27 protein-coding genes are annotated in these 22050 nt (G+C 64.2%); 17 read left to right on the top strand and 10 right to left on the bottom strand.

Features of this window, described 5'->3' with window-relative positions:
• Positions 1 to 2: 2 nt before the first annotated feature.
• The gene (locus ACNAOH_RS02755) at positions 3 to 1121 is read right to left on the bottom strand and encodes an HlyD family secretion protein (protein WP_443971248.1); all 1119 of its coding nucleotides are present in this window, start codon (positions 1119 to 1121) and stop codon (positions 3 to 5) included.
• On the bottom strand, positions 1114 to 1575 hold the full coding sequence (locus ACNAOH_RS02750) for a MarR family winged helix-turn-helix transcriptional regulator (protein ID WP_443971247.1): 462 nt from the start codon (positions 1573 to 1575) through the stop codon (positions 1114 to 1116). Before ACNAOH_RS02750 ends, ACNAOH_RS02755 begins: the two co-directional genes overlap by 8 nt.
• A gap of 92 nt (positions 1576 to 1667) precedes the next feature.
• On the opposite strand from ACNAOH_RS02750, the gene ACNAOH_RS02745 reads away from it, so the two are divergent.
• Positions 1668 to 2429, top strand: coding sequence for an alpha/beta fold hydrolase (locus ACNAOH_RS02745; protein ID WP_443971246.1), 762 nt, complete (start codon positions 1668 to 1670; stop codon positions 2427 to 2429).
• Between the two features lie 85 nt (positions 2430 to 2514).
• On the top strand, positions 2515 to 4323 hold the full coding sequence (locus tag ACNAOH_RS02740) for a M2 family metallopeptidase (RefSeq protein ID WP_443972031.1): 1809 nt from the start codon (positions 2515 to 2517) through the stop codon (positions 4321 to 4323).
• A 58-nt stretch (positions 4324 to 4381) separates the two neighbouring features.
• Here the strand turns inward: ACNAOH_RS02740 and ACNAOH_RS02735 are convergent, their stop codons facing one another.
• Entirely contained in the window at positions 4382 to 4801 is a 420-nt protein-coding gene (locus ACNAOH_RS02735) for a winged helix-turn-helix transcriptional regulator (protein WP_443971245.1), read from the bottom strand.
• 91 nt (positions 4802 to 4892) lie between these two features.
• Here ACNAOH_RS02735 and ACNAOH_RS02730 point away from each other — a divergent pair, with 91 nt between their 5' ends.
• On the top strand, positions 4893 to 5711 hold the full coding sequence (locus tag ACNAOH_RS02730; RefSeq protein ID WP_443971244.1) for an SDR family NAD(P)-dependent oxidoreductase: 819 nt from the start codon (positions 4893 to 4895) through the stop codon (positions 5709 to 5711).
• Positions 5712 to 5758: 47 nt separating this feature from the next.
• Here ACNAOH_RS02730 and ACNAOH_RS02725 read toward each other — a convergent pair whose 3' ends face one another.
• Together ACNAOH_RS02725 and ACNAOH_RS02720 are read right to left on the bottom strand one after the other, a co-directional pair.
• Positions 5759 to 7207, bottom strand: a complete 1449-nt coding sequence (locus ACNAOH_RS02725; RefSeq protein ID WP_443971243.1) for an AMP nucleosidase — start codon at positions 7205 to 7207, stop codon at positions 5759 to 5761.
• A gap of 137 nt (positions 7208 to 7344) precedes the next feature.
• Positions 7345 to 7827, bottom strand: a complete 483-nt coding sequence (locus ACNAOH_RS02720; protein ID WP_443971242.1) for a peroxiredoxin — start codon at positions 7825 to 7827, stop codon at positions 7345 to 7347.
• Between the two features lie 194 nt (positions 7828 to 8021).
• Between ACNAOH_RS02720 and ACNAOH_RS02715 the strand changes: the two genes are divergently transcribed.
• Positions 8022 to 8591, top strand: a complete 570-nt coding sequence (locus ACNAOH_RS02715; RefSeq protein ID WP_443971241.1) for a YqgE/AlgH family protein — start codon at positions 8022 to 8024, stop codon at positions 8589 to 8591.
• A gap of 26 nt (positions 8592 to 8617) precedes the next feature.
• Here ACNAOH_RS02715 and arsC read toward each other — a convergent pair whose 3' ends face one another.
• The 5 genes from arsC to aroQ all read right to left on the bottom strand — a co-directional run bounded on the left by arsC (position 8618) and on the right by aroQ (position 12497).
• Entirely contained in the window at positions 8618 to 8962 is a 345-nt protein-coding gene (arsC, locus tag ACNAOH_RS02710; protein ID WP_443971240.1) for an arsenate reductase (glutaredoxin), read from the bottom strand.
• Positions 8959 to 10098, bottom strand: a complete 1140-nt coding sequence (locus ACNAOH_RS02705) for a glycosyltransferase family 4 protein (RefSeq protein WP_443971239.1) — start codon at positions 10096 to 10098, stop codon at positions 8959 to 8961. Before ACNAOH_RS02705 ends, arsC begins: the two co-directional genes overlap by 4 nt.
• Before the next feature lie 16 nt (positions 10099 to 10114).
• On the bottom strand, positions 10115 to 11461 hold the full coding sequence (gene accC, locus ACNAOH_RS02700; RefSeq protein ID WP_443971238.1) for an acetyl-CoA carboxylase biotin carboxylase subunit: 1347 nt from the start codon (positions 11459 to 11461) through the stop codon (positions 10115 to 10117).
• A gap of 12 nt (positions 11462 to 11473) precedes the next feature.
• Complete coding sequence (gene accB / locus ACNAOH_RS02695; protein ID WP_443971237.1) at positions 11474 to 11974, bottom strand: acetyl-CoA carboxylase biotin carboxyl carrier protein; 501 nt, start codon at positions 11972 to 11974, stop codon at positions 11474 to 11476.
• 82 nt (positions 11975 to 12056) lie between these two features.
• Positions 12057 to 12497 carry a type II 3-dehydroquinate dehydratase gene (gene aroQ / locus ACNAOH_RS02690; RefSeq protein WP_443971236.1) on the bottom strand — a complete coding sequence of 147 codons (441 nt, stop codon included), beginning with the start codon at positions 12495 to 12497 and terminating at the stop codon, positions 12057 to 12059.
• Between the two features lie 123 nt (positions 12498 to 12620).
• Between aroQ and thiS the strand changes: the two genes are divergently transcribed.
• The 13 genes from thiS to ACNAOH_RS02625 all read left to right on the top strand — a co-directional run bounded on the left by thiS (position 12621) and on the right by ACNAOH_RS02625 (position 22034).
• On the top strand, positions 12621 to 13628 hold the full coding sequence (gene thiS, locus ACNAOH_RS02685) for a sulfur carrier protein ThiS (protein WP_443971235.1): 1008 nt from the start codon (positions 12621 to 12623) through the stop codon (positions 13626 to 13628).
• A 100-nt stretch (positions 13629 to 13728) separates the two neighbouring features.
• Positions 13729 to 13911 (top strand): CsbD family protein, encoded by a 183-nt coding sequence (locus ACNAOH_RS02680; protein ID WP_443971234.1) that lies wholly within the window; start codon positions 13729 to 13731, stop codon positions 13909 to 13911.
• Positions 13912 to 14059: 148 nt separating this feature from the next.
• Entirely contained in the window at positions 14060 to 14776 is a 717-nt protein-coding gene (locus ACNAOH_RS02675; RefSeq protein WP_443971233.1) for a CoA transferase subunit A, read from the top strand.
• Positions 14773 to 15645, top strand: a complete 873-nt coding sequence (locus ACNAOH_RS02670) for an HAD family acid phosphatase (protein ID WP_443971232.1) — start codon at positions 14773 to 14775, stop codon at positions 15643 to 15645. Before ACNAOH_RS02675 ends, ACNAOH_RS02670 begins: the two co-directional genes overlap by 4 nt.
• Before the next feature lie 70 nt (positions 15646 to 15715).
• A complete protein-coding gene (locus tag ACNAOH_RS02665; protein WP_443971231.1) occupies positions 15716 to 16378 on the top strand; it encodes a 3-oxoacid CoA-transferase subunit B in 663 nt (220 codons plus the stop codon).
• A 217-nt stretch (positions 16379 to 16595) separates the two neighbouring features.
• Positions 16596 to 18041, top strand: a complete 1446-nt coding sequence (leuC, locus tag ACNAOH_RS02660; protein ID WP_443971230.1) for a 3-isopropylmalate dehydratase large subunit — start codon at positions 16596 to 16598, stop codon at positions 18039 to 18041.
• Positions 18042 to 18075: 34 nt separating this feature from the next.
• Positions 18076 to 18198, top strand: a complete 123-nt coding sequence (locus tag ACNAOH_RS02655) for a hypothetical protein (protein WP_443971229.1) — start codon at positions 18076 to 18078, stop codon at positions 18196 to 18198.
• The gene (gene leuD / locus ACNAOH_RS02650) at positions 18198 to 18791 is read left to right on the top strand and encodes a 3-isopropylmalate dehydratase small subunit (RefSeq protein WP_443971228.1); all 594 of its coding nucleotides are present in this window, start codon (positions 18198 to 18200) and stop codon (positions 18789 to 18791) included. The genes ACNAOH_RS02655 and leuD overlap by 1 nt, the downstream gene beginning before the upstream one ends.
• Positions 18792 to 18893: 102 nt before the next feature.
• The gene (locus tag ACNAOH_RS02645; protein ID WP_443971227.1) at positions 18894 to 19217 is read left to right on the top strand and encodes a DUF1476 domain-containing protein; all 324 of its coding nucleotides are present in this window, start codon (positions 18894 to 18896) and stop codon (positions 19215 to 19217) included.
• 11 nt (positions 19218 to 19228) lie between these two features.
• Complete coding sequence (locus ACNAOH_RS02640; protein ID WP_443971226.1) at positions 19229 to 19462, top strand: BolA/IbaG family iron-sulfur metabolism protein; 234 nt, start codon at positions 19229 to 19231, stop codon at positions 19460 to 19462.
• 52 nt (positions 19463 to 19514) lie between these two features.
• Positions 19515 to 19847 (top strand): Grx4 family monothiol glutaredoxin, encoded by a 333-nt coding sequence (gene grxD, locus ACNAOH_RS02635; RefSeq protein WP_443971225.1) that lies wholly within the window; start codon positions 19515 to 19517, stop codon positions 19845 to 19847.
• 91 nt (positions 19848 to 19938) lie between these two features.
• Positions 19939 to 20307 carry a BlaI/MecI/CopY family transcriptional regulator gene (locus tag ACNAOH_RS02630; RefSeq protein ID WP_443971224.1) on the top strand — a complete coding sequence of 123 codons (369 nt, stop codon included), beginning with the start codon at positions 19939 to 19941 and terminating at the stop codon, positions 20305 to 20307.
• On the top strand, positions 20304 to 22034 hold the full coding sequence (locus ACNAOH_RS02625; RefSeq protein ID WP_443971223.1) for a M56 family metallopeptidase: 1731 nt from the start codon (positions 20304 to 20306) through the stop codon (positions 22032 to 22034). The genes ACNAOH_RS02630 and ACNAOH_RS02625 overlap by 4 nt, the downstream gene beginning before the upstream one ends.
• Positions 22035 to 22050: the final 16 nt, after the last annotated feature.

The raw sequence follows: 22050 nt of genomic DNA, 5'->3' as shown, positions 1-22050 counted from the left end.
GACTATTTGCCGGTTTCGTTGCGCAGGTCGACGGTCACGTCGGCGCTGATCCCCGCGATGAGCTGTCGCGGCGAGCGGCCGTCTATGCCGATGCGCACGGGCACGCGCTGGGTTACCTTCACCCAGTTGCCATTTGCGTTCTGAGCGGGAAGCACGGAAAATTCCGAGCCGGTTCCAGCGCCAATGCTCTCAACCTTGCCCTTGAGCTTGAGCCCCGGATAGGCATCGAACTCGATCGTCGCCGGCTGGCCGGGATGCATTTTGTTGAGGTCGGTTTCCTTGAAGTTCGCCTCCACCCAGCTTTCGTCGTCCGCCACGATACTGAGCGCGGGGAGGGCCGTGACCATCATCTGGCCCACCTGAAGCCGGGAGACTTGGCTCACACGCCCGGAAACAGGCGCGCGCACGACCGTGCGGCTGAGGTTCAGCATGGCCTGATCGCGCTGCGCCCGCGCCGCTGCCAGCGCGGGATTGACGCCGGGGATCTGCTGGCCCGTCGCCAGCGCGGCCTTCGCCTTGGCGGCATCGGCCCGCGCGGAGCGGACGCCGAGCGTCGCTACGCGATAGGCATTCTCAGCCTGCTGGAGGCGCGCGCGCGTCGTGAAGCCGTCGCGCATGAGCGCTTGCTGGCGTCCCAAATCCTGCCGCGCATAGACGACGGCTTGTTCAGCAGTCGCGATGTCCACGCCGGTCGCTTCATAGTCGGTATTGAGCTGCCCCAGAGCGACTTCGGCTGAGGCAATCTGGGCGTTCGCCTGCGCCAGACTCACGCGATAGGGCTCGGGGTCGACGACGAAGAGCACGTCGCCCTCCTTGACGATCTGGTTTTCGCGGACGCGCACCTCGATGATCCGCCCTGCTACGTCGCTGCTGACCGAGACGATATTCTGCTTCACATAGGCATTGTCGGTCGAGACGGTGCGACCGCTGGTCCCCCACGCATAGGCGCCCGCTGCGATGATGAGCACCGGGATCGAGAACATGAGGATCCGGCGTCTGCGTGTCGCGCGCACGTCGGGGCTGTCTTCGTGCACCTCGGCAGGTGGCGCGAAGGCGGCGGGGGAGGGGGAGATGCTATGTTGTCCTTCGGCACGTTCGATCATGGGGTCAGCCTCAGCCATGCGTTGCTGCCTTCTGTTCTTGCACGGGGGAAAGCGCCTTCATAAGATTTCTACGGATCGTGTCGAGGCCACTGCGCACAGCGTCTACTGAGCCCTCGTTCATGCCCATGATGGACTCGCCGAGCACGATTTCTCCAAGTGCCTGCATCTTCTGCATGATGGGGTCGGCGGCAGGCGTGAGATGAAGCTGCCAGGCCCTGCGATCATGCGGATCGCGTCGACGCTCGACCAGCCCGGCCTGTTCCAGCCTATCCACCATACGGCATGTGGTTATCGGCTCTACCTCCAGCTTTTCCGCGAGAGTGCCCTGATTGATGCCGGGCGCGCGCCCGATGCCGATAAGCGCGCGCATCTGCGGCCCCGTGATGCCGAGGCTGCGGGTCACTTCGTCGAAACGCCGCCGATAGAGGCGGGCGACGTCGTTGACCAGAAAGCCCAGATGAGAGGGATCCATGGACGGGGCACATAATAAGTCGGCTTATTTCTTTCAACGAATTTGTGCGATGCGGGATTGCGGACAAGGTTGGGAGATTGCATGGCGGCGCGATGGAGCAGAAATCGATAAAGCGTCGCCTGGTTCCCGGCATGGGAGGCGCGTCCATCGCTGTCCACCAGCTGGGGGAGGGGCGCCCGCTGCTCCTTCTGCACGGGCTCATGTCCAGCGCGCAGATCAACTGGATCAAATATGGTCATGCCCAGCGGCTCGCGGATGCAGGTTTTTGGGTCATCATGCCGGATTTCCGCGCTCACGGGCAGAGCGCTTCTCCGCATGACCCCGCCGCCTATCCGCCTGATGTGCTCTCCATGGATATCGAAGCGGTTGTCGCGGAACTCGGGCTGGAGGATTTCGATCTTGCCGGTTTCTCGCTCGGCGCGCGCACCTCTGTTCGGCTCATCGAGCGGGGACTGGCGCCGCGCCGGCTGATCCTCGCCGGCATGGGGCTCGAAGGGCTGTTCGGCTGGGAACAGCGGAGCGCGTTCTTCCTCAATGCGATAGACCGGTTCGATGTCGCGAAGCGCGGAGACCGCGATTATTTCGTGATCCAGTTCATGAAGAGTACCGGTATCGACGCGGTCGCCGTCCGGCTTCTGCTGGAAAGTGGGGGAACAATCGACGAGGGTGCTCTGGCACGCATCACCATGCCCACGCTTGTGCTCTGCGGAGAGGAAGATCAGGACAATGGCGATCCGGACGCGCTTGCCATAGCGTTGCCGGACGCGACCCGCGCCACCGTGCCCGGCGGCCATATGAGCAGTGTCACCTTCCCGGCACTCTCGGAGGAAATGGTCCGCTTTCTGCTGGCTTGACTGTGTCGCGGGGGCAAGTCACCTAGATCCCAATACGCAATTTGTAAGGGGTCTTTCCATGTCCATGCTGAGTTCGCGCGCCGCCATGGCTGTCGCGCTGAGCCTTGCCGCCCTCGCGTCGCCGTCTCTGGCGCAGACCGCGCCTATCGCGGCGCCGACGGCAGCTGACGCGGCGAAGTTCGTCGCCGATGCCGAGAAGTGGGGCTATGATTTCTCGATTGATGCCGGCCGCGTCTACTGGGTGAACGCGACTTACATCACTGAGGACACCGACGCGATGGCGGCGAAAGCCGGGGCGGAAGGCACCGAGAAATCGGTCGAGTTTGCTCTCGCCGCGGCGAAGTACCAGAACGTGCCAGGCCTCTCGCCGGATGTGAAGCGCAAGCTGGATATGCTGCGCTCGGGCATTGTGCTGCCCGCGCCCACGACGCCGGGCGCGGCGAAGGAGCTCAACGACATCGCCACCAAGCTGCAGTCCTCCTATGGCAAGGGGCGCGGCACGCTCGATGGCAAGGAGATCAACGGCTCGGATATCGAGGCGGAGATGGGCGAGCTCAATCACACGCCTGCCGAATATGCCGAGATGTGGAAAAGCTGGCACGACAATGTCGGCAAGCCCATGAAGGCCGACTATGTCCGCATGGTCGAGATCGCCAATCAGGGCGCTAAGGAGCTGGGTTTTGCGGATACCGGCGCGATGTGGCGCTCGGGCTACGACATGCCGGCCGATGACTTCGCCGCGCTCACCGAGAAGATCTGGCAGGAAGTGAAGCCGCTCTACGACTCGCTTCACTGCTACACGCGCACCAAGCTCAACGAGAAATATGGCAACGCGGTACAGCCCAAGACCGGCCCGATCCGCGCGGATTTGCTGGGCAATATGTGGGCGCAGGAGTGGGGCAATATCTATCCGCTCGTTGCCCCGGCAGGGTCGGGCGATCTCGGCTATGACGTCACCGATCTTTTGAAGGCCAAGCAATATGACCCGGTGAAGATGGTGAAGGCTGGCGAGAACTTCTATTCCTCGCTCGGTTTCGCGCCGCTCCCCGAGACGTTCTGGAAGCGCTCGCAGATCGTGAAGCCTGCGGATCGCGAAGTCATCTGCCATGCTTCGGCGTGGGACTTGGACAACAAGGACGACATTCGCATCAAGATGTGCACCAAGGTGAATTCGGACGACTTCACCACCATCCACCACGAGCTTGGCCACAACTATTACCAGCGCGCCTATCAGAAGCAGGATCCGCTCTATCTGAATGGCGCAAATGATGGCTTCCATGAAGCGATCGGCGATTTCATCGCGCTGTCGATCACGCCGCAATATCTCGTCGACATTGGTCTGCTGGACAAAGCGAAGGTGCCAAGCGCGGACAAGGATCTGGGGCTTCTGCTCCGTCAGGCCATGGACAAGGTAGCGTTCCTGCCCTTCGGACTGCTGATCGACCGCTGGCGCTGGGGCGTGTTCGATGGTTCGATCAAGCCCGCCGACTACAACAAGGCGTGGACGAATATGCGGCTGCAGTATCAGGGCATCGTGCCCCCCGTGGCCCGGCCGGACGATGCGTTCGACCCGGGCGCCAAGTATCACATTCCGGGCAACACGCCTTACACGCGCTACTTCCTTGCCCGCGTCCTTCAGTTCCAGTTTTATGAGGCCGCGTGCAAGCAGGCGGGCTGGAAGGGGGCGCTCCACCGTTGTTCCTTCTATGGAAACAAGGCCGTCGGCGCGAAGCTGAACGCCATGCTGGAGATGGGTGCATCCAAGCCCTGGCCCGATGCGCTGCAGGCCTTCACCGGCAGCCGGGAGATGAGCGGCAAGGCGCTCATCAACTACTTCAAGCCGCTCAAGACCTGGCTGGACAAGCAGAACGCCGGCAAGAGCTGCGGCTGGTGACACGTCGGACCAACTGAACTGGGCGGAGCATGGGAAGGTCCGTGCTCCGCACCCCAGCCTAGTCGGGCTGGACCAATCTCAAGGGCCGCGTCCCGATCGGCGCACCATTTGCGCTGTCGATCACCAGCGGCTGCACGGCTTCCCCGGTCGCTTCGTCGACCAGCCGGGAGATCGGGCCTTCTCCGCGATGCTTGTAGCCCCAGCCCGCGATCGCCGTGAGGATGGGGATGAAGTCGCGCCCCGCTTCCGTCAGCACATACTCCTGCCGGGGCGGGCGCTCGCTATATTGCCGCTTTTCCAGCAGGCCTTCCGCAGTCAGGCTGGCGAGCCGCCCCGACAGAATATTGGGCGCGACGCCAAGATTTGCGCGCAACTGATCGAAGCGGGTCATGCCCCGCTGGACATCCCGCAGGATCAGCATGCTCCACCTGTCACCCACGCAGGCGAGACTCCGCGCGACGGGGCAATGCTCATCCATAAATTTCTTCTCTGCCATTGAATGGATATGAGTGAGTTACTATCATTTTGCAAGTGACTCGGGATAGCCGGGTTTTGCAGGAGTAGAGACGATGACAAACCCTTCAAATCAGGCCAATCCCGGCACCGCGCTCGTGACCGGCGCGTCATCTGGCATTGGCGCCACCTATGCGGACAGGCTTGCCCGGCGCGGATATGATCTTGTGCTGGTCGCCCGCAATGTGAGCCGACTCGATGCGCTGGCCGAGCGTCTGCGCGCCGAGACGGGTCGGACGATCGAAGTGCTTCCCGCGGATCTGGGTGACAAGGCGGACCTTGCGCGCATCGAGCAGCGGATCGCGGACGATGCGTCGCTCACATTTTTCGTCAACAATGCCGGTCTTTCGCTTCAAGGCGACACGCTGGACAATGAGCCGGACGAGATCGAGCGGATCGTCGGCATCAATGTCACGGCCGCCGCGCGGCTGGCCATTGCTGCGGGCCGGGCTTTCGGTGCGCGCGGGCGCGGCGCAATCGTCAACACTGCGTCCGTCCTCGGCGTCGACTATGACTTCTATGAAGGCGTCTATGCTGGTTCAAAGGCCTTCCTGATTGCCCTCAGCCGCAACATCGCCGCGCGGGTGCGCGACAAGGGCGTGCGGGCGCAGGCGCTGCTCCCCGGTGCCACGCGCACTGAGATCTGGGAACTGGCCGGCAAGGACGTGAACGCGTTTCCGGCCGAATGGGTGATGGAAGTGGGCGATCTTGTGGACGCGGGGCTGATCGGGCTGGACCGGGGCGAGGAGGTGACGATCCCGCCGCTCGCCGATGAAAGCTTGTGGACCGCGTTTGAAGATGCGCGTCTGGCCATGAAGGGCAAGCTCTCCAACCGCGACGTCGCGGCGCGCTACCATGAGCCTGTCGGCGCCTGAGCCGAGAGAAACGGACCTCCTCCCGTCAACGGGAGGAGGCTCGCGGTTTACCGGAAGGGCGGTTCGTTAAACGCCCGCAGTTTGCGGCTGTGCAGCCGGTCGCCCTGCTCCCGCAGCAGTCGGCATGTCTCGATCCCGATGGCGAGATGGCCGGCAATCGCCTGTTCGTAGAAGAGATTAGCCTGTCCCGGTAATTTCAGTTCGCCGTGGATCGGCTTGTCGGAGACGCAGAGCAACGTGCCATAGGGCACGCGGAAGCGATAGCCCTGCGCGGCGATAGTGGCGCTTTCCATATCGATGCCGACTGCGCGGGAGAGGGAGAAGCGCAGCGCAGATTGCGAGTAGCGCAACTCCCAGTTCCGGTCATCCGTGGTGACGACTGTGCCGGTCCTCAACCGCCGCCTGAAGTCCGGCCCGTCGCCCAGGATCGCGCCGGCCGCCTGCGCCATGGCCACCTGCACCTCCGCGATGGCCGGCACGGGGATTTCGGGCGGCAGCACCGGGTCGAGCACATGGTCGTCGCGCAGATAGGCGTGGGCGAGCACGTAGTCGCCGATCCGCTGGCTGGGACGCAGGCCGCCGCAATGGCCGATCATCAGCCAGGCTTCCGGCCGCACCACCGCGAGATGGTCGCAGATCGTCTTGGCGTTCGATGGGCCGACGCCGATGTTGACGAGCGTGATGCCCTTCTGGTCCGGCGCGATCAGATGATAGGCGGGCATCTGGTGCTTGCGCCAGGCGCTGTCCGCGATCATCCGCGCCGGGTCCGCCGTCTCCTTCGTCACATAGACGCCGCCCGCGCCGGACAGGGCCGTGTAGGGCGTGCCCTCGCGCTGCAGCTCCGCGCAGGCCCAAGCAACGAATTCATCGACATAGCGGTGATAGTTGGTGAAGAGTATGAAGCGCTGCACGTGCTCGGCCGGCGCGCCGGTATAATGCTTGAGCCGCGCGAGCGAGAAGTCCGTCCGAAGCCCGTCGAAGAGCGCGAGCGGCCGCGCACCGTCGGCATCGGGCAGGAACAGCCCGTCCGCGATTTCATCGCCGATATAGGCAAGCTCAGTCGTCGGGAAATGGCGGGCAAGGTCGTTAGGCGAGACGCCTTCCATTGCGCCTGCCGGCAGCGCGTCGAGCACATAGGGGAAGGGAATCTGCTGGTCGCTTCGGCCCACGGAGATGGCAACGCCATAATCCTCCAGCAGCAGATCGAGCTGCTCGATCAGATAATCCGCGAACATGCGCGGGCGGGTGATCGTCGTCGTGTAGCGGCCGGGGCTGGAGAGACGCGCAAAAGAGCGGATGCTCTCCGGCGCCTTCACTGGCGTGGTGTATTCGATGGTCAGCGATGGGTAGCAGAAGGTGCGGTCGACGAGATATGCCGGCCCGGGGGCGGTGCCTTTGTTGGCAAAGGCCAGCATGGCGTCGCGCAACGCATCGGTCGCGGCGTCATAGCGCGCGATGAGATCCGCCACGATCGCGGTGCTTTTCGATTTCGACATAGCAACGAATGTAGCATGTCAGGCGCGTGGCGGAAGAGTGCCGATCGCGAAAATTGTGAAGCGTCCTGGCAACCGATTAAGCACCAAGGGCGCGCCGGTTCGCCTCAACAGCTGCCGGCGCGCTCCTGTTTCGGTTCTTAGAGTTGGCCGAGCATATGCTCGGCGGACGAAACCTTGAACTCGCCCGGCGCCTCGACATTGAGCTGCTCGACCACGCCGTCATTGACGATCATCGAGAAGCGCTGCCCGCGGGTGCCGAGGCCGAACTTGCTGCCGTCCATCTCCAGACCGACAGCCTTGGCGAACGCGCCATTGCCATCCGCCAGCATGGTCACGGCGTCGTCGGCGTGGCTTGCCTTGCCCCAGGCGCCCATCACGAAGGCATCGTTGACGGCGGTGCAGGCGATCTCGTCGACGCCCTTGGCTTTCAGATCGGCCGCTTTTTCCACGAAGCCGGGGAGATGCTTGGCCGAGCATGTGGGTGTGAAGGCGCCCGGCACCGAGAAGAGCGCAACCTTGCGACCCTTGAAATAGCTTTCGCTATCAACCTGTTCCGGGCCATTCTCGGTCATCTGTGTGAAGGTGATGGCGGGGATCTTGTCGCCAACGGTGATGGTCATGGCCTGTCTCTCCTGATCTGCAAGCGAAGCTGGAAAAGCGGGTGCGCCCGCGCGCCGCAGACCTCGTGTCGCGGGGCTCCGGAGTCAAGGGGCGTCGCTGGCTGGCTCGCGGCTACACGGCAGGGCGCACTACAATGCGTTTGTCTGAGCGTGGGGCGGTTGCCGAACGGGTCAATGAGGCATAGCTTCGGATCATGTTCGCGGATCCGCCTTTTGAGAGCTACGAGGGCCGGCTGCTGATCGCGATGCCGGATATGCCCGATCCGCGCTTTGCACGGTCAGTGATTCTGCTGTGCGCGCATTCGCCTGCGGGGGCCATGGGCCTTACGCTGAGCGATCCCATGGAAAGCGTGGGGCTGCACGGCGTGCTGAGCGAACTCGACATTGCGACCGCCAGCGCGCCGGACTCGCGAGTGTTGCGCGGCGGACCGGTCGAGCCGGGGCGCGGCGCTGTGCTTCATGGGCTGGACTGGTCGAGCGAGGAGACGGTCGGGCTGACGGAGAGCCTGGCTCTCACGGCCTCGATAGAGATTTTGCGGGCGATCGGCCGGGGCGGCGGGCCACAGCGCTACGAGCTTTTTCTGGGCTATGCAGGCTGGGCCGGCGGTCAGATCGAGGCTGAGCTTGCCGCTCCGGGCTGGCTGCTGGGGTCCAGCGACCCCGCGCTGCTTCTCGATCTCGCGCCAGAGCGCCGATGGTCCGCTGCCCTGCTAGCGGAGGGTGTCGATCCCGCCATGCTTGCCACCGTCAGCGGCCACGCCTGACCCAGAGGCCGAGCGCGGCACCACATTCAAAGTACCTCGCGGATCGCCTCGGGCGGCCGGCCAATGCGCACGCCCTTATCCGTGACGACCACCGGGCGCTCGATCAGGATCGGATGCGCGGCCATGGCGTCGAGGATCGCGTTATCGTCAGCCTCCGCGAGGTTCAGCGCCTTCGCCTCCTCTTCCCCTTTGCGATAGGCGTCACGTGGCGAAATCCCGCCTCGGGCATAAACCGCCGCCAGTTCGGCGCGGCTTGGCGGCGTCTTGAGATATTCGACGATCTCCACGTCGATACCGGGTGTCTCTTCCAAGATGGCGAGCGCCTGCCGCGACTTCGAGCAGCGCGGATTATGCCAGATCGTTGCCTTCATGGGGCTTTTCCTTCCCTTTGTTCTATGGCGTCCAGTATCGTTTCGACATGGCGGAGCCAGGTGCAGCCCATTGCCTTGTCATGCGCTCGCCCGGCGAGCGCCGTTCGCTGGTCCGCGTTCCGCAGTAGCGCCTTCAGCCCCTCCGCAATCGCGTGTGGATCGTTTCCGTCCACCAGCAGCCCGTCTTCGCCATCGTCGATCAGTTCGGCAGGGCCGCCGTCCCGGCCCGCGATCACGGCACAGCGCACCAGCATCGCGTCGGCAATGGCAATGCCGAACCCTTCGAAGTCCCGACCCTTGTCGATGGTCGACTGGGGATGCAGGAAGATGTCTGCTGCATGATAGAGTGCATCGGCACGCGCATTATCCACGAAGCCCAGGACATGCACTCGGTCGCCAAGGCTCAGCGCGTCCACTTTGGCTTTCACGTCGGCAAGATCCGGCCCGCGCCCACAAATGACGAAGCGAAACTCGAGCCCATAGTCGCGGCACTGGGCAGCTGCCTCCACGGCGTTCAGGATGTTCTTGCGGGGCTCTAGACGGCAGAGGCTCAAGATCAGCGGGCCGGAGCCGGCGGGGATGGCCGCATCACACTTCGGCAAATCTGGGCAAATCGCCGTGCCGTTCCATGCCACGATCGGCGGCGCGGGGAGGCGAGGGATGCGCTGTGCCAGCCGAAATGCGGTATAACGGCTGACGGCGACACAGTGACGTGCCCGCCGGGCGATCAGGCGCAGCACAGCGGCCGTCGCGCGACCGCCATACATGAACTCGCGACCGTGAAACGTCGTGATGAACGGCAGGCCGGCGAGCAGAGGCGGGATGGAGGTGCGCCATGTGGTGGCGTGGAGCAGGGCGGGGGCGCCCAGTGCATCCCGCTCACGCCGGAGCAGCCCATGCAGGTGGAAAGGCACGTTGACGGATTTGCCCGAGCCAATGTCGATCAGGCGGACCGGTCCGACCCGTTCGTCGCGCGGGCCGAGGCTGGTCTGGGAGAAGACGGTGACGTCGGCACCGAGAACAGCATAGGCTTCTGCCACGCCGCGCGCATAGGTCTGCATGCCTCCCTCGTCCGGCGCATAGCCCTTGGCCATCACCCAGACACGCTGACCCGCGAGGCGGCCGGGGCGTGTCATGCGGCCCCGGCTGACCTCAGGATTGCTTCGCGAGCCACTCTTCCAGCCACTTGATCGTATAGTCGCCGTTCTGCACGTCGGTGTCGGCGATGAGCTTTTGGTGAAGCGGGATCGTGGTCTTCATCCCCTCGATCACATATTCCTCCAGCGCGCGCTTCAGCCGCATGAGGGCGCCCTCGCGCGTGCGCCCATAGACGATCAGCTTGCCGATCATGCTGTCGTAATAGGGCGGCACCCGGTAGCCCTGATAGAGCCCGCTATCCACGCGCACATGCATGCCGCCCGGCACGTGATAGGCCGTCACGGTTCCCGGCGAGGGCATGAAGGTCTCGGGGTCTTCGGCGTTGATCCGGCACTCGATGGCGTGACCGGAGAAGACCAGTTCGTCCTGCGCCACAGAGAGCGGGCGGCCCTCCGCTACGCGGATTTGCTCGCGGACGAGATCGACGCCGGTAATCATCTCGGTCACCGGATGCTCGACCTGAAGCCGGGTGTTCATCTCGATGAAGTAGAACTCGCCGTCCTCGTAGAGGAATTCGATGGTGCCGGCGCCGCGATAGCCCATGTCGGCCATCGCCTTCGCCACGATGCCGCCCATCCGCTCACGCTCCGCGGCGGAAATGACGGGGGACGGAGCTTCTTCCAGCACTTTCTGGTGGCGGCGCTGGAGCGAGCAGTCCCGCTCACCCAGATGAATGGCGTTGCCGTTACCGTCGCCGAACACCTGAAACTCGATGTGGCGCGGATTGCCGAGATATTTCTCGAGATACATGGTGCCGTCGCCGAATGCCGCCTTGGCCTCCGCGCTGGCCTGGCTCATCAGCGTCTCGAACTGCGCCTCGTCCGGCACCACTTTCATGCCGCGTCCGCCGCCGCCGGCAGCCGCCTTTACCAGCACCGGATAGCCGATCTCGTCGGCAATGCGCTTGGCTTCGCCGATGTCCTCGATCGCGCCGTCCGTGCCCGGCACCAGTGGCAGGCCCAGCGCGCCGGCGGTGCGCTTGGCTTCCACCTTGTCGCCCATGGTGCGGATATGCTCGGGCTTGGGGCCGACGAAGATCAGGCCGTGCGCTTCCACGATCTCGGCGAACTGGGCGTTTTCGGACAGGAAGCCATAGCCGGGATGAATCGCGTCCGCGCCGGAGATTTCAGCGGCGGAGATGATCGCAGGGATGTTCAGGTAGCTGTCGCGCGCTGCGGGCGGGCCAATGCAGATCGCCTCGTCCGCCAGCCGCACATGCATGGCATCGCTGTCGGCAGTCGAGTGGACTGCCACCGTCTTGATGCCCATTTCATGGCAGGCACGGTGAATACGCAGCGCGATCTCGCCGCGATTGGCGATCAGCAGTTTTTCGATGGTCATGCCCCGCGCGCCTTATGCGACGACGATGAGCGGCTGGTCGTACTCGACCGGTTGTCCGTTCTCGACGAACACGGCCTTCACTGTGCCGGCAGCGGGCGCGGTGATCGGGTTCATCACTTTCATTGCTTCGACGATGAGCAGCGTCTGCCCGGCCTTCACCGTGTCTCCCACGCTCACGAACGGCGGTGCGCTCGGCTCGGAGGCGAGATAGACTGTGCCGACCATCGGCGATTTGACGGCATTTGCGTCCGCCTGCGGGGCAACCGCTGCCGCGACGGGTGCGGGCGTTGCGGCCGGGGCGGGGATGGAGGCGAGGGCCGGCGCCGCCATTGGTGCGGTTGCTACGAAGCTTGCCGCCTGCGGAGCGGGCTCGCGCGCCACGCGGATGCGGCGCTCGCCATCTGCCACTTCGATCTCGGTCAGGTTGGTCTGGTCGAGCATCTTGGCGAGATCACGGACCAACTTGACGTCGATCTGCATCGGTCCGCCATTGCTTTCGATCTTGTCGGCCATGTGCTTCCCTTGTTCGTTGTCGTCATGCGTTTGGCGGGCGCGCCTAGATCGCTTCGGCTCTCAAGGCAACCATTTGGTCGTTTCAGAGGTCCAGTGCCGCTTCCAGAGCGAGCATGTAGGAGAGCGCACCGAAGCCCGCGATCGTTCCCTTTGCGGCCATGCCCACATAGCTTTTATGGCGATAGGCTTCGCGTGCATGCGGGTTGGAAAGGTGGACCTCGATCACCGGCACCTGGATTGCGCGGATCGCATCATAGAGCGCCAGCGAGGTGTGCGTGAGCGCCCCGGCATTGATGATGACGGCGTGCGCGCCCTCTGCGTTCGCTTCCTGCAGCCAGTCCACCAGGTGTCCCTCATGGTTGGACTGGCGAAAATCGATCTCGACGCTCTCGCGCTGCGCGGCGTCGTCCATGCGCGCAGCGATGTCGTCCAGCGTGTCATAGCCGTAGATGTCCGGCTCACGTGTGCCGAGCAGATTGATGTTCGGCCCGTTCAGCACGAAGATCCTGCGTGTGTCCGCCATCGCCTGTTCAAATCCCTTATGCTGGGCGCATGTCTTTAAGTGACGTCGCGGTTGCGGCGCCCGACCGCGCTTCCCTATATGGCCCCCTGAGCGCAAGCGAAAGCGAAAGGTAGATAAGAGCGCATGAGCGTTGATGGGACCATCGGGATTCGAGTGAATGGCGAGCACCGGCGCGTGCGCGGCGGCCTCACCATCGCGGCGCTGGCGGAGGAGGAGCTCGGGCTTGTCCCGGCCCGGCTCGCCGTGGAGCGCAATCTGGAAGTGGTGCCGCGCGCGCAGCTTGGCGAAACCATCGTGGAAGATGGCGACGAGCTGGAGATCGTGCACTTTGTGGGCGGCGGCGACCACCAGCCTGCTGTGGTCGAGGATAGCTGGAACGTCGCTGGCCGGACCTATCGCTCCCGACTAATCGTCGGCACGGGCAAATATAAGGATTTCGAGCAGAACGCCGCCGCCGTCGCCGCGTCCGGAGCCGAGATTGTCACGGTGGCGGTGCGCCGCGTGAACGTCTCGGACCCGAAGGCGCCGATGCTCACCGACTATATCGACCCGAAAAAAGTGACATATCTCCCCAACACCGCCGGCTGTTTTACCGCCGAGGAGGCGATTCGCACGCTGCGCCTCGCGCGCGAGGCTGGCGGCTGGGATCTGGTGAAGCTAGAAGTGCTGGGCGAGGCGCGCACGCTCTATCCTGATATGGTGGAGACGATCCGCGCGACCGAGATCCTCGCCAGGGAAGGTTTCCTTCCGATGGTCTACTGTGTCGATGATCCCATTGCTGCCAAGCGGCTGGAAGACGCAGGCGCCGTTGCCATCATGCCGCTGGGCGCGCCGATTGGCTCGGGGCTGGGTATTCAGAACCGGGTGACGATCCGTCTCATTGTGGAAGGCACCAGCCTGCCAGTTCTCGTGGACGCTGGCGTGGGCACTGCGTCGGACGCCGCCGTCGCCATGGAACTGGGCTGCACCGGCGTGCTCATGAACACCGCCATTGCCGAGGCGCGCGATCCCATCATGATGGCCGGCGCGATGAAGAGCGCGGTGGAAGCAGGCCGCGCGGCCTATCTTGCCGGGCGCATGGGACGGCGCATGTATGCCGATCCGTCGAGCCCGCTTGCCGGACTCATCTGACCCGGTTTCAGGGCCATTGTTCAACAGCCCGCCGCAAATCGCGGAACGGCTCGGGTCTCCGTTCGTTCTCCCAGCACCCCCCAAGCGAAGGAGAATCACCATGGGCGAACTGATCGACAAGGCCAAGGGCGCGATCAATGACGCGATCGGCAAGGGCAAGGAAGAGCATGGCCGCAAGACCGGCAATGACAGCCTCGTTGCCGAAGGTAAGGTTCAGCAGGCCAAGGGCGCCGGACAAAAGCTGAAGGGATCGGTGAAGGGCGCGTTGGGCGACAATATCTGATCGCTTAGCAACATCCCATTGGCGAAAAGGCGGCTTCTGGCCGCCTTTTCTTTGCGTGCTCCGGTTTCTTTTGCGTCGCACAAATTGACCCGCGCGGCGTGCCTTCCTATTGCGGTGAAGCCATCAGCGACAGGAGGCAATGTCTCGCATGAAGAAGCTCTATCCGGATGCCGCTTCGGCGCTTGAGGGTCTGCTGTTCGACGGGATGCAAATCTGTGCCGGCGGCTTTGGTCTGTGCGGCATTCCCGAGCGGCTGATCGACGCGATCCGCGACGCAGGCGTGAAGGATCTCGTCATTGCGTCCAACAATGCGGGCGTGGATGGCGAGGGGCTGGGCAAGCTGCTCCGCACCCGTCAAGTGCGCAAGATGATCTCCTCCTATGTCGGCGAGAACAAGGAGTTCGAGCGGCAGTATCTCGCCGGAGAGCTGGAAGTGGAATTCTGCCCCCAGGGCACGCTGGCCGAGCGCTGCCGGGCAGGGGGCGCGGGCATACCGGGCTTCTACACCAAGACTGGCGTCGGCACCAAAGTGGCCGAAGGCAAGGAAGTGAAGAGCTTCGACGGGCAGGATTATATTCTCGAGCGCGGTATCTTCGCGGACCTCGCCATCATCAAGGGCTGGAAAGCGGACGAAGCAGGCAATCTGGTCTTCCGCAAGACTGCCCGCAATTTCAATCATCCCATGGCCACCGCCGCGAAGATTTGCGTTGCGGAAGTGGAGGAAGTGGTCCCGATCGGCGCGCTCGATCCCGATGCAATCCATCTGCCGGGCATCTATGTGAAGCGCATGATCGTTGGCGCGCCTTACGACAAGAAGATCGAGTTCCGCACGACGCGCCCACGCCCGGAGGCGGCAGCGGCATGATGCGAGGGGCGCTTGCCCGTTCGCCAGTGCTGTGCGGGGCTCTCGCGCTTGCCGCCTGCGCCGCGACTCCGCCCCCCGCAGCCAGCGAGACAGCACCCGCACAACCGGGGCGGCAATATCGCTGGCAGCTCGGATCAGGCGAGGCGGCGGTGCTCTCGGCCCAGGCGCACCGCGCGATGGCCACCTTCGTCGCCGCGCACGCCCGTGGCCCGGCGAACAGCGTCGTGCTCGCGCCCGGATCAACACCGGCGGCACCCCGGTTCGAAGCGTGCGGAGCTGGCCCGCGTGCGGTCGTTTATGATATCGACGAAACGGTGCTTCTCAACACCGGTGCCAATTACGACAGCGCGCGACGAGGCGACCCACCGTTCGATCCGGCGCGCTGGGCGAAGTGGGAGCAGGGCGGCGCGGCAAAGGTCGAGGCCGTACCCGGCGCCGTCGATGCGATCGCGGCGATTCGCGCCGCAGGCGTGACCGTTATCTTCAATTCGAACCGCGACCGCGCTGCTGCCGCCCCGACGGTCGCCGCGCTTGCCTCGGTCGGGATTGCGGGCGCCGTGCCCGGCGATACCTTGCTCCTCAAGGGCGATGTCGCGCCCGGTTCAGCTAAGGACCCGCGCCGCGCCGCGCTTGCCGCGCGCTATTGCGTGATCGCGATGGCGGGCGACAATCTTGGCGACTTCGCCGACGCCTTCAACGACAAGGCGCTGTCCACTCCCCCGCGCCGCTCGCTTGCGCAGAGTCCCGCGCTCGTGCCGCTTTGGGGCAATGGCTGGTTCCTCATACCGAACGCGCTCTATGGCGGCTGGGAAGGCGCTAACTTCGACGACATCTTCCCCGCCGACAAGCGCTGGAGTCCCGAGCCATGAACGACGCAAGCAGCGCGATCACGCCGCGATCCGGCAACATCGAGACCATTCAGGAAGGAAGCTTGAACTGATGCCCCAGGATGCGAAGGGCTGGACCCGCGACGAGATGGCGGCGCGCGCGGCGCGTGAGCTGGAAGATGGCTTCTACGTCAATCTGGGCATCGGCATCCCGACTCTGGTCGCCAATCATATCCCCGCCGACATGGAAGTGACGCTCCAGAGCGAGAACGGGATGCTCGGCATTGGCCCATTCCCTTATGAGGGCGAAGAGGACCCCGATCTCATCAACGCAGGCAAGCAGACGATCAGCGAGCTTCCCAGCAGCGTCTATTTCTCCAGCGCGGACAGCTTCGCGATGATCCGCGGCGGCCACATCGATCTCACTGTGCTCGGTGCGATGGAAGTGGCGGAGAATGGCGACATCGCCAACTGGATGATCCCGGGCAAGATGATCAAGGGCATGGGCGGCGCGATGGATCTGGTCGCTGGCGTCAAGAAGATCATCGTCGTCATGGAGCATAATGCCAAGGACGGCAGCCCCAAGTTCATTCCCGCCTGCACGCTGCCGTTGACCGGCCGGAATGTGGTGGACATGGTCATCACGGACATCGCCGTGTTCCATCGCCCCGATCATGACAGTCCGTTTCAGCTTATCGAGCTGGCGCGCGGCGTCACTGCAGAAGAGGTCGCAGCGAGAACGACGGCGGCCTATGGGGTCGCGCTTTCGATGTAGGGGAGGGTCTGTCCTACAGCGGGTAAAAGGCGTTACCCTCGGCAGCGGTGCCGCTCGGCTCTTTCCCGCTTCGATCGCACCCATATGGCGATGTTTTTTTACTCCAAGGACTAGAACCTTTAGAACCTTTGAAGGATCAGGCGCAGGGGAAGCCGGCGGGTGCTCGCCATGCATTTTCCTTGAAACTGCGTCAAAAAAGGCGTTAACGCGACACGAAATGACAGAAAAACCGCGCACACTGTACGAAAAGATCTGGGACGCGCACGTCGTCGAGACGCGCGACGATGGCACGTGCCTCATCTATATCGACCGCCATCTGGTCCATGAAGTGACCAGTCCGCAGGCATTTGAAGCGCTTCGCCTCGCCGGGCGCCGGATGCGCCGGCCCGATCTCACGCTTGCGGTGCCGGATCATAATGTGCCGACAACGGCGCGGGTGGACGCGGCGGGCAATCGCATCCCCATTGCCGATCCGCAGAGCGCGCAGCAGCTTGCGGCGCTGGAGCGCAATGCGCCCGAGTTCGGCGTCAAATATTTCGATGCGGTGGCGCCCGAGCAGGGCATTGTCCATGTCGTCGGCCCCGAGCAGGGTTTCACGCTGCCGGGCACCACGCTGGTTTGCGGCGACAGTCACACTGCCGCTCATGGCGCGCTGGGGTCGCTGGCATTCGGTATCGGTACCAGCGAGGTCGAGCATGTGCTCGCCACGCAGACGCTGCTCCTCAAGCCCTCGAAGACGATGGCCGTGGAGATAGACGGCACGCTCGGTCCCGGTGTCACGCCCAAGGACGTTGTTCTCGCCATCATCGGCAAGACCGGCACGGCGGGCGGCACGGGCTATGTCATCGAATATCGCGGTTCGGTGTTTCGCGACATGAGCATCGAGGGCCGGCTGACGGTTGCCAACATGGCGATCGAGGGTGGCGCGCGTTCCGGGCTGTTCGCGCCGGACGAGAAGACCTTCGCGTATCTCAAGGGGCGGCCGATGGCGCCTACGGGCGAGGCGTGGGACAAGGCCGTTGCCTGGTGGAAGACGCTGGTCACGGATGAAGGCGCGCGCTTCGACAAGGTCGTGCGTCTCGATGCGGCCGATATCGTGCCCAATGTCACCTGGGGCACCAGTCCCGAGGATGTGGTGCCGATCACGGGTGTGGTGCCGGATCCGGAGAGTTTCGAGGATGCCTCGAAGCGCGAAGCCGCGCGCAAGTCGCTCGACTATATGGGTCTCGTCCCCGGCCAGCGGATGCAGGACGTGTCGGTCGAGCACATCTTCATTGGCAGTTGCACCAACAGCCGCATCGAGGATCTGCGGGCGGCGGCGGCGATCCTGCGGGGGCGCCATATCGCGGACGGCATCCGGCAGGCGCTGGTCGTGCCGGGGTCCGGCCTCGTCAAGCGTCAGGCGGAAGCCGAGGGGCTGGATCGCATCTTCATCGAAGCGGGATTTGAGTGGCGGGAGCCGGGCTGCTCGGCGTGTCTGGGTATGAACCCGGACAAGGTGCCTGCCGGCGAGCGCTGCGCCTCGACGAGCAATCGCAATTTCATGGGCCGTCAGGGGCCAGGATCGCGGACGCATCTGCTTTCCCCGGCCATGGCGGCGAGTGCCGCAGTGACCGGCCGGTTGACGGACGTGCGGGAACTCACCGCGAGCGAAATGGCCTGAGACCTACAGAGTCGACAGGCGGAGAGGGGTGCAAATGAAGAAGGTATTCTGGGTGCTGGTCATGGGCGCCGTCGCTAGCGCCGCGATGGCGATTGGCCTGGGCCGCGCCGAGGTTCTTACCGACAAAGAGATTCGGCAGTATAAGGGCAGCATTTGATGGAGCCGGTTTCCCGGGTTGAGGGGCGAGCCTATCCGCTCGGCCTCAAGAATGTCGATACGGACATCATCATTCCCGCTGCGTGGCTCAAGACGATCAGCCGCGCGGGTCTGGGGAAGGGCGCGTTCGAGGTTCTGCGCAAGGAGCCGGGAAATGTGTTCGATGATCCCGATTATGCAGGCGCCGCGATCCTCATCGCCGGGGACAATTTCGGTTGCGGGTCCAGCCGGGAACATGCTGCCTGGGCGCTCATCGACATGGGCGTGAAGGCCGTGATCGCGCCCAGCTTCTCGGACATTTTCTCCGGTAACGCGTTCAAGAACGGTATTCTCACTGTGGCGCTTCCGCAGGAGGCGATTGACCGCCTGCTAGAGGTGGCGAAGACAGACCCGATCTATATCGACTTGGAGAACCAGACGGTCACCACGCCGTTTCAGGATCGCTTCACCTTCGAGATCGACCCGTTCCGCAAGAGCTGCCTGCTCGGCGGGCTGGACGAAATCGGCCTCACTCTGGGCCGGAGCGATGCGATCGCCGCGTTCGAGCAGTCCGATATGACCCGGCGGCCATGGCTGGTGCCGGCAAGCGTCTGAAAATTGCCGGCCTCCTGAAAATTGAACGCGAGCCTGCGTTGCCAAGGCACGCGGCGCGACCTAAGTGATAAGCAAGAGTTTGGATACCAGCGGGGCTGACTGATGACGACTTTCGACGATCGCGAGAAGGCATTCGAGGCGAAATTCGCCCGTGACGAAGAAATGGCTTTCCGCATCACCGCGCGGCGCAACCGCCTGCTCGGCGAATGGGCGGCGGGGCTGATGGGACTCACGGCTGAAGAGACCGACGCCTATTCCAAGTCCGTCATCCAGGCGGATTTCGAGGAAGCGGGCGATGAGGATGTCGTCCGCAAGCTGCTCGGCGATCTCGTCAATGCCGGCGTCGATATGGACGAGGCGAAAGTGCGCGCGGCTCTCGGAGACAGGGCTGCCGAGGCACGCCGCCAGTTCATGCAGCAGAGCTGAGACACTCAGCCATGCCCATGGCCGCGAACGATATTGAAGACCTGATCAAGGCCGGTATTCCCGATGCTGAGGTGGAGATCACTGATCTCGCCGGGGATGGCGATCATTATGCCGCTCGCGTCACGGCCGAGAGCTTTCGGGGCATGAGCCGTGTTGCGCAGCAGCGTGCCGTTTACGCCGCCCTTGGTGGCCGAATGGGCGGTGTGCTTCATGCCTTGCAACTGACCACTGCCGTTCCCAACTGAGCGACATGACCCAAGCCGCGCGAAGCGCCGGCGCGAAGGAGCAGCGTTTCCCATGAGCCAGCCCGTTCACGATCGCATTTCAGACATTGTCGGCAAAAACGATGTCGTCCTCTTCATGAAGGGGACTCCACTTTTCCCGCAGTGCGGCTTTTCCAGTCGCGCGATTGCCATCCTTGAGCATCTCGGTGTCGACTATGACACCGTGGACGTCCTTCAGGATCAGGAAGTGCGTCAGGGCATCAAGAGCTTCTCTGACTGGCCCACCATCCCGCAGCTTTATGTGAAGGGCGAATTTGTCGGCGGAAGCGACATCATGATGGAGATGTACGAGGCCGGCGAGCTCCAGCAGCTCTTCGAGGGGCAGGGCATCTCCAAGGTGCAGTAACGCCACTCGGCCAAGCTCTCTCGCATCGATTGACTACATCTGTAGTTTCAACTACGGATGTAGTCGTTGAGTCGAAGAGTGGAGCGAGCCTGTGGCCGAACGGATCAGTGATGCCGAACATGCAGTGATGGAGGTGCTCTGGGAGCGCTCTCCCGCAACCGCCACCGATGTGGCCGAAGCGATAGGGGATGAGCGTGGCTGGAGCCTCCAGACAGTCAAGACTCTGCTCTCTCGCCTGATCGCCAAGGAGGCGATTGCTCACGAGCCCGAGGGGCGTCGATACATCTATCGCCCGCTTGTGCCGCGCGAAGCCTATCTCGAAAAAGAATCGAACCGGCTGGTTGATCGGCTGTTCGGCGGCAAGGTTTCCCCCCTTGTGGCGCATCTGGCGCGCACCCGGCAGCTTTCGGGAGATGACATTGCCGAGCTTGAGGCGCTGCTCAAGGAGATCAAGCCATGATCGCCTGGGCGATAGAAGCCGTCGTCGCCAGCACGGCACTCATGCTCCTCGTCATGGTCCTGCGCCGCCCCGTGGCCGAGCATTTCGGCGCACAGGCGGCCTATGCGCTTTGGGCGCTGCCGGCCCTGCGCATGGTCCTGCCGCCCTTGACGCTTGGCCTTGGTGTGTCCGCGCCCATGTTGGCGGTCGAGCCGGTCTCGGGTTCGATCAGCGATGTGGTGCGCAGTTCGATCGTTGCGGGTGGCACAACGTCACATGCCGCAGCCGTCATACCCGTATCAAACAGCCTCGGCAGCGCGGGCTGGATTGCCCTCGCTGTGCTGATCTGGCTCGTGGGCGCGGGCCTGTTCCTCATCGGCCATGTCTGGGGCTATCGCCGCTTTCGCGCGCATCTGCTCTCTGGCGCCACGGTGATGGGCGAGGCCGCGCCGGGCGTCGCGCTCCTCGCCAGTCCCCGCGCCAGCGGACCTATGGCGTTCGGCCTCCGCCAGCGCCTCATCGTCTTCCCTGCCGACGCCTCGGATCGCTTCGACAGCGATGAACATGCACTCGCTCTTGCGCATGAGTTGGCCCATCACCGCCGTGGCGATCTCCTCGCCAATGCCTTCGCGCTGCTGGTCGTCGCGCTGCACTGGTGGAACCCGGTCGCGTGGGCTGCCTACCGCCTGTTTCGCGCCGATCAGGAGGTCGCCTGCGATGCGCAGGTGGTTGCCGAGGCGCGTCGACGCGGTCTCGGCCAGGCTTATGGCCGCACGCTCATCAAGGCAGCGACCAATCGCGAGTTCGCCATTGCCTGCCACCTCACCTCGGTGGAGACGCTCAAGCGCCGTCTCGCCATGCTTGCCAAGGCCACGCCGAGCAGCGGCCGGCGTCGTCTTGGCCTCCTGCTGATTGGCGGCACGACGCTGGGCGGGCTTGCCCTCACGGCGTCCGGGCAGGGCGTGGCCGCAGACATGGGGAGCAAGGTCGCGCACGCGCTCCCCGCGCAGTCTGTCGGTCATGTGCTGAGCCGCACGCTCGCGCCGGTCGCGCGGCTGGCGCCGGTAGCCTCCGTGCGCAGTGTCGCGCTCCCGACGTCGGTTGCCGCACCTGCGGAAGTGCCCGTTTTGCCAGCGGCGCCGGAGCAGGACGCTGGCCAGACGGATGTCGCCTGGGCGCCGCCCACGCCCCCTGCACCTCCCGTCGCTCCCGTTCCGCCCACGCCCCCGACGCCGCCGCGCTTCGATGTCGCGCAGGCCCGCGCCGCCGCTGCTCAGGCGCGCGAGCAGGCCCGCCAGCATCAGGCCGAATGGGCTGCGGCACAGGCTGAGCGGGCGAAGGCGCTTGCCGAAGCCGAGGCAGAGCGCGCTCGACTGCGCATCGACATGGCCCGCACGTCTGCCGATCGCAGCGCGGCCCTCGCACAGGCCCGTGCCAGCCAGGCGCACGCGCTTGCAGCGGTTCACGCCGCCAATATCCCCACCGTCGTCGTCACACAGGACTGCAAGGACGTCTCCCGTTCCGGCGTGAGCGAGGTGCACAGCGTGGAGCATGGCGGGCGCACTACGGTTTCCATCCGGGCGTGCGGCGATGCAATCGCCCGCAATGCGCGGGCGCAGGCCATTGCTGGCATCAGGGAGGCGCGCCAGGACATCATGAACGACCAGTCGATGTCGCACGAGGTCCGCATGAAGGTCCTGACCGATCTGGATCGGCAGATCGCCCGTCTGCGATCGCGACAGGACTGACGGGAGCCCTCCGCCG

Source organism: Sphingobium sp. CR28, assembly GCF_052327305.1.
Classification (GTDB): Bacteria; Pseudomonadota; Alphaproteobacteria; order Sphingomonadales; family Sphingomonadaceae; genus Sphingobium.
Note: the sequence above shows the minus strand (reverse complement) of the source record. Positions and strands in the feature narration are given on the sequence as shown.